This window comes from Dietzia sp. DQ11-44 (assembly GCF_014145205.1).
Classification (GTDB): Bacteria; Actinomycetota; Actinomycetes; order Mycobacteriales; family Mycobacteriaceae; genus Dietzia; species Dietzia natronolimnaea.
The window spans coordinates 1-6,452 of the sequence record NZ_JAALEC010000035.1; the positions used below are offsets into that span (position 1 = coordinate 1).

At 68.0% G+C, this 6,452-nt stretch carries 7 protein-coding genes and 1 pseudogene; all 8 read left to right on the forward strand.

Features of this window, described 5'->3' with window-relative positions; genetic code table 11:
- The first annotated feature begins 88 nt into the window (after positions 1–88).
- Complete coding sequence (locus G6018_RS01030; RefSeq protein WP_182638500.1) at positions 89–829, forward strand: hypothetical protein; 741 nt, start codon at positions 89–91, stop codon at positions 827–829.
- 176 nt (positions 830–1,005) lie between these two features.
- Positions 1,006–2,505 (forward strand): cutinase family protein, encoded by a 1,500-nt coding sequence (locus G6018_RS01035; RefSeq protein ID WP_182638501.1) that lies wholly within the window; start codon positions 1,006–1,008, stop codon positions 2,503–2,505.
- A gap of 32 nt (positions 2,506–2,537) precedes the next feature.
- Entirely contained in the window at positions 2,538–3,179 is a 642-nt protein-coding gene (locus tag G6018_RS01040; RefSeq protein ID WP_182638502.1) for a DUF6668 family protein, read from the forward strand.
- Between the two features lie 39 nt (positions 3,180–3,218).
- Positions 3,219–3,518 (forward strand): hypothetical protein, encoded by a 300-nt coding sequence (locus tag G6018_RS01045; protein ID WP_182638503.1) that lies wholly within the window; start codon positions 3,219–3,221, stop codon positions 3,516–3,518.
- A gap of 5 nt (positions 3,519–3,523) precedes the next feature.
- Positions 3,524–3,820: a hypothetical protein gene (locus G6018_RS01050; protein ID WP_182638504.1), complete on the forward strand. Its 297-nt coding sequence runs from the start codon at positions 3,524–3,526 to the stop codon at positions 3,818–3,820.
- A 12-nt stretch (positions 3,821–3,832) separates the two neighbouring features.
- Positions 3,833–4,468, forward strand: a complete 636-nt coding sequence (locus tag G6018_RS01055) for a hypothetical protein (RefSeq protein ID WP_182638505.1) — start codon at positions 3,833–3,835, stop codon at positions 4,466–4,468.
- Positions 4,465–5,286 (forward strand): hypothetical protein, encoded by an 822-nt coding sequence (locus G6018_RS01060; RefSeq protein ID WP_182638506.1) that lies wholly within the window; start codon positions 4,465–4,467, stop codon positions 5,284–5,286. The genes G6018_RS01055 and G6018_RS01060 overlap by 4 nt, the downstream gene beginning before the upstream one ends.
- Positions 5,277–6,452 (forward strand): annotated as a pseudogene (locus tag G6018_RS01065) (hypothetical protein); the annotation flags it as partial. The gene G6018_RS01060 and the pseudogene G6018_RS01065, both read left to right, overlap by 10 nt.

Sequence of the window (6,452 nt, forward strand, 5' to 3'; positions counted from 1 at the left end):
ATCAACAACCTGAACATCCCGGGCGTTCCCCCGGTCCACTTCAACTGATCCCGCGTACTGATCGCCGCACCGATCGAGGGGAGTGGAAATGAGCCGCGACGACGATCTGCCCGAGTGGTTTTCGGAGTCGTCAAATTCTGCTGACGACCGCAACGGACCCCGCCACCTAGAAGCCGTGGCCGGAGGCCCGGAGTCCGACGACGAGTGGTTCGACCAGGCAGAGGCCACCCCCTCGGCTGTCGAAGCCCCGCCGGCGCGCGATAGCAGCCGGAAGCGGACCAAGCTCCTGTTCGGCGGCACGGTCGCGGCGGTGCTGCTAGTGATCGGGGGCGGCGCGTGGCTGCTGTCGTCGCTCTTGTCTGGCTCCGAGACGTCGGCCTCCCCGACGTTGACGGTCCCCACGACGGCGACCACCGCACCGCAGAGTGGCGACGAAGTGGTGGCCGAGTCGGAGTGCGAGTCCTCCGAGTCGGCCACCACAGTGTCGGGCAACGGCAAGGGCGACCGAGAGTCCGCCGCCGGCGTGGTCCTGGCCTTCCAGCACGCCTACTACGTCGCCAGAGACGCCGACGCCATCAAGCCACTGCTGGCGAAGGATTCACCGATCACCAATCTCGATGCTCTTCAGGAGGGCATCGACTCAGTGGCTCGGGGAACAACGCACTGCCTGCATATCGAGCGCGACGGCGACGACGCCGTGGTCGAGCTGACCGAGACCGCTCCTGACGGCAGCGAAACGACCTACTACCAGCGCGTGACGACCACCCGTGAAAACGGGGAGGTCCGGATCGTCTCGATCGAAGAGAACTCTGAAGGAGCCAGCGAATGAAGCCGGGGAACGTGGCAAGGATCGGCGCTGTCATCACGGCATCATCGTTGGCAGTGGCAGCCCAAGCGGGAGGGGTCCAGGCGCAAACCACGGCTAGCGCTACACCCTCCGCCACCACGGCTCGACCTTTGACCTCAACCGCTACGGTCCCGACCTCGTCTCGAGGGACCTCGGAGGTGGCGTTGCCCGAGGGCGATGAGTGCCCGCTGGTGCAGCTCGTGGCGATCAACGGCACGACGGAGTCAACGAGAAACTCCAAGACCGACGCGGACACGGGATGGATGGCTCGCGTGGTGAGTCCCACCGTCAGAGCGGCTAACGCCGATGGCCAGGCGCGTATGAGCCGCACCTACGTGCCGTACCCGGCATCCTTCGGAGGCTTCGTCCCCTCAGAGGATCAGTCGAGTTACGCCGAGAGCGTCACCGTCGGCATAGAGAACGGGCGAAAGCTCATCGCCGAGACGATCGAGCGATGCCCGGAGACCAAGATCTTCGTCTCCGGCTACAGCCAGGGCGCCCAGGTCGCCTCGGCGCTGGCTCGAGAAATCGGCGCCGGCTCCGGGCCTGTCACTCCCGAGCAGTTCGCCGGTGCGGCGCTGATGAGTGATCCCACCCGTGCTCAGGGCGCCCCGATCTTCCAGGAGGGCTCGTCCCGGACGACTCCGGGGGCGGTGCCGGGCACGGAGGGTGCGGCGGTGTCGGCGATCAGCGTGGGCGAGGGTGCTCCGCGGCCGGAGGGGCGCGGAATCTCCCCGAACACGTCGGCACCGGATTTTGGTGCGGTGGCCGATCGAGTCGCCTCGTTCTGCGTCCCCGGAGACCTGGCGTGCGACACCCCGCCCGACTCCGATCTGTTCCAGGTCGTAGCCAACATCGCCGGACAGAGCGAGACCGGGGGAGACCCGATCCGTGCGCTGGTCAACGTCGCCACCGTGGCGGGGCAGTCGGTGCTGTTCACGGCCGCAGAGACCATCGCCGAAGACGTGGAGTACTCCGACGGAAGTGGTTTCACCATCGCCCCGGCCAGCCGGGGCAACACCACGCTGTCGCGGATGGCGCGCTACTCCGATCCGACCCAGGTGCAGAACCCGACCGATCCGACCGCACTGCTGGTGGAAGCCGGGACCAAGCTGGCCGGGATGGCGCTCGGAGCGTCGATCACCGTGGCGAAGAAGACCCTGACGCCGGAGAACATCGCGCAGATCGCGGTGGCCGGCGCAGCGAGCCCGGCAGCGGCGGCAGCGGTGCTGGTGGGCCAGCTCGCTGTTGCGGCGTCTGAGGTCATCACTCCCGCAACCGTGGACTCCGGTCTGCAGCGGGTGATCGGCGAGATCGAGCACACGGTGTCCGACACGACGGGCCTGGTCGACCTGGCGACCCAGACCCAGACCTGGAACGCGATCGACGCCCACGGCATGTACGACCGCACCCCGTTTACGGCATCAGGGCAGTCCCCGGCGGCGATCACCCAGCAGTGGGCGCTGGCCGCGGCCAACGACCTCGCCGTTGCCCGGGGGATGGAGCCGGTCAGCGAGATCAGCCACTCCACGGATGCCGACCGCATGGCCCTGATCCGGTCGGGAGCCGGGGACGACCAGCTGTCCAAGCTGCCGGCGAAGTCGCAGACCGCCGACATCGCCGGACTCTCCGAGGCCCTGGCCTCGGTGACCGCGTGACGCCCGCAAGGGACAAGACGAAGGAGGCGAGCATGACCAGCGCCCACAAACTTCCGCACCCGACATCTAAGGCTGTGCCCGGGTGGCTGGCTGTGCCAGCCGAAGGGGATCGCGCACCGGTGTGGGACGCACCCGTTCCGCGCCCCGCCGACAGCCGGACCCCGGTGATCTGGCTGCTCGGCGCCCACGGCGGTGCCGGGGTGTCGACGTTGGAATCCATGTGGGCGCCGGCCGCAGACAGTCAGCGAGGCTGGCCGTCCGCCGAGAAAGCGCCGTTCGTCGTCGTCGTCGCACGAATGCACACGGTCGGCCTCAATGCAGCGCACCGGCTGTGCCTTCAGCACCAGGCAGGAGAGGTCGGTGGTTGCTCGCTGCTGGGCCTGGTCACCGTCGCCGCAGCCCCCGGCAAACCGGACCTGACACTGTCCCGCCGACGCGAGCTCGTCGCCGCCGCTGCCGGGGCGAGCTGGCACATCGACTGGGTTCCCGAGCTGCTGACCTCGGAGCCGACCGAGCTGGCGCAGTGGACCCCGGACTACACCCCGCCACCGGCTAAGCGATTCGCCCGTCCGCTAGCGCCCACCGACGCGGTCCCGGAATCGGTCGCCACCGCTGCCGCGGAGGTCTTCGCTGCCGCGGGCGAGCAGTGGCGAACGCGCCGCGCCGACAAATGATCCCCCTGCCCAGCCCCTCTGTGATCCAAGGAGAACGCAATGTTTGTTGAGACGATTCACGCCGCCGCCCCGGTGGCCGAGCAGATCATCGCCGTCGGCGAGAACCTGTCGCCGATGGAGATCCCCGGTGCCGGTGAGAAGGTCGACACCGCCCTGGCGTACTTCATGTGGGGCTGCATCGCGCTCGGCGTCATGGGCGTAATGGCTGCCGGTGCCTACTTCATCATGGCTCGCCGGGCCGGCAACGGTGACGAGGTCCAGACGACGGTCGCACGGATCATCGGTGGCTGCCTGCTGATCATGCTGGCCGGCCCCATCGTCAACGCCCTGGTCTCCTAGCCGCCGTGCTCACCGACGTGGTGACCGTGCTGGCGCAGGACCCGGCGGTAGTGCTGCCTCCGACCAGCCCTGTCGGCCCTCCAGCCGAGGCGATGACCCGGTTCTCCCAGGCGGTCGGCTGGGTCAAGTGGGGAGCCACCGCCGTCGTGGTCGCCGGCGTTATGGCGATCGGGGCTCTGCTGACGATCGACAACCGCCTAGTCGACCAGTACGGCCCTTCGATCCAGGCCATCACGATCAAAGTCCTCCTCGGATGCCTGATCGTGGCCTCCGCCGGGCACATCGCCGACGTATTCATCTAGAAGGAGCCCCTGTTGTCCAAGATGCGATGCGTTCTCACCGCTGCGGCGGTAACGCTGCTGCTGACGGCGAACACCGCCTGCTCAAACGATGAGCAGACCGAGCAGCCGCCAGTTGTGGACACCGCTTCTGCCCCGGCCGATCTGACGTGGCGGAACGTAGCCGGACTCAAGGTGCCGACCTCCCGCGCCGACGGGCCGGCGCGAACGTCTCCGCCCCAGGGGTACAGCCATACCCCGCAAGGCGCGGCTCTGGCGGCGGCGAACGGGCAAGCAGCCCTGGCGACGGCGCCCGACTCCACGTGGCCCGAAGTCGTGCGCACGGTCACCGCTCCCGGCCCCGGCCGGGACCAGTGGGCGCAAACCCGTGTGCTGATGAGCGTGTCGGGCGCCGTCGATCCCTCGGTGGCCGCCACCTTCACCGCGTTCAAGGTCACCGACTACTCGCCCGAGAAGGCGATCGTCTTGCTGGCTACATCGACCCCGCCTGCGCCGGGAGAACAGGAGCCCCTGCTGACGGCCTACCCGGTGCAGGTGGCGTGGACAGGGGCGGACTGGAAGCTCGTGCTTCCCACGCAGGAAGACGACATCGACGCGGCCGAGATCCAAGCCCTCGACGGCTTCACGACCTGGGATGAGGACAGCAAATGACAAAGAAGGCATGGATCAGCGGCGCAGCGGTGCTGATCGTCGCTCTGACGGTGCTGGTCCTGGTCATCACCATGAGCGGAACCGATGAGCAAAGCGGCCAGGCGGCACCCGCGCCGGCCACGCCCACTGCGTCACCGACCACGGCGCCTGCGGAGCAGCCAGGGCGGGTGGTCAGCGACCTCGTGGGCCGGCAAGTGACAGTCGTGGACGCTCCCGAAGGTGAGCCCGTTGCACAAACCGGCCAGGCGGGCGCGTTTCCCGGCGGGACCGAGCCGGTCGCGGCGCCAGCGGGTCTAGCGCTTCAGCGTGTCCCGAGCGGGACCACCTTGATGGTCTCGTCCTCGGATGGCCCGACAGCGGTGGAGCGAGGCGTGATGACCGGGTACGCCCGTTCTCCCGTCGGCGCGGCACTGCTCACAGCCAACTACATCGGTCTGGGGCTGGAGATGGGACCGGTCTACGCCGACTTCATGCAGCGCTTTGCGCCTGATCTCGTCGCGGAAGACCCGGAGCTGCTCGAGGAGCTGCGCACACGTGGCGCGGCCACCCAGGGGCGGGCGATGCAGGCAGCCGAGGGGTTTCAGGCGCCCCGGTGGTTCCGCTTCAGTCACTGCTCGCCCGACTTCTGCACCGTGGAGGCGGCGATGCCGTCGGTGTCTGAGGCCGTCGGCCAGGTCGACACCATCGACGTCAGCGCAACAGAACACCCGGTGATGCGCGTGTCCCTGTCGTGGACTGGCGAACAGTGGGAGATCGTCTCCGGCCGCTCGCTGCCGCCCCTGGAAGAGCTGGATCGGTCGTGGGTGCTGTGGATCTGACACGCCTCAAGCAGCTCGCAATCGCGCTACTAGCCGCGGTCCTGGCCTCGGTTGCCTTCGCTGCACCGGCTGCTGCTCAGGACACGGACCAGAATGAGTTCCAGTCGTTCTACGAGGACTGCCGCAACGGCGATCTCGACGGTGATGTGCTCGACGGCGGATTGTTCGCCGGCACCGGAGCCCATGAGTGGCTGAGGGAGTCGGCTCAGGCCGGCGGACTGCGTGAAACGCTCACCGCCCCCGCTCGCGGCGTCGTCTCTGGCGCATGCAACACCGCCGGTGCAGCCCTTCATCCGACCGATGCGATCGAGGCGGTGACGTCCGGCTTCTGGGGCGACCCGATCGGAGACTTCGTCAAGTCCCTCCTGGAGGGAAATGCTCAGGCGTTGTCGCTGATCATGACGATGTGGATTAAGGAGTCACCCTTCTCGGGAGCAGACTTCGAGTCGTCAGTGGCGGGCGTATTCAACCTGACGCTGTGGGCGCAGGTACTGCTGTTCGTGGTGTCGCTGATCATTGCGGGGGCACGGATGGCGGTCGCCCGGAACCGCGGATTGGGTGATGGGTTCGAGGACGTCGGGCAGCTCGTCTTCAACTTCATCCTCGCCGGGGCCGCGCTGCCGGCGGTGATCATGTCGCTGCACATGGCCACCGACCTGGTCTCGACGCAGTGGCTCACCGACGGTCTGGGCGGGGATCCAGAGGCCAAGATCAACGCGGTCGCGCTCATCGACGAGGAGACCGGACTCGGGCCGGCCGCGGTATTGATCCTGGTGGTGTTCGCGCTGCTGGGTGCCCTGGCGCAGATGCTGGCGCTAGTGATCCGCGAGGGCCTTCTGGTGGTGGTGGTGGGTCTGCTGCCGTTGGCGGCAGCGTCGTTCGCGCTGAGCACCGGCAAGCAGGCCTTCAAGTCGATGATCGGGTTCGTCGTCGCGGCGCTGCTGTTCAAGCCGGTGGCAACACTGCTGTATCTGGTGGCGTTCTGGCTCAGCTCGGGAACAGAACAGCCGTCGATGATGGAGGCGGTCTCCTCGATGCTGCTGCTGGCCGCGGCCGGCCTCGTACTGCCTGCGCTGATGCGCGTCGTCGCCCCGGCGGTGTCTGCCTCAGTGTCCGGTGGCAGCGCCGCAGGCATCGGCGCCGCCGCTGCCGGAGCCACGGGCGCT

Bases quoted from the DNA above. Each gene is read 5' to 3' on its own strand.
- G6018_RS01060 (WP_182638506.1), top strand. From the start codon at position 4,465: ATGACAAAGAAGGCATGGATCAGCGGCGCAGCGGTGCTGATCGTCGCT.
- G6018_RS01045 (WP_182638503.1), top strand. From the start codon at position 3,219: ATGTTTGTTGAGACGATTCACGCCGCCGCCCCGGTGGCCGAGCAGATC.
- G6018_RS01030 (WP_182638500.1), top strand. From the start codon at position 89: ATGAGCCGCGACGACGATCTGCCCGAGTGGTTTTCGGAGTCGTCAAAT.
- G6018_RS01040 (WP_182638502.1), top strand. From the start codon at position 2,538: ATGACCAGCGCCCACAAACTTCCGCACCCGACATCTAAGGCTGTGCCC.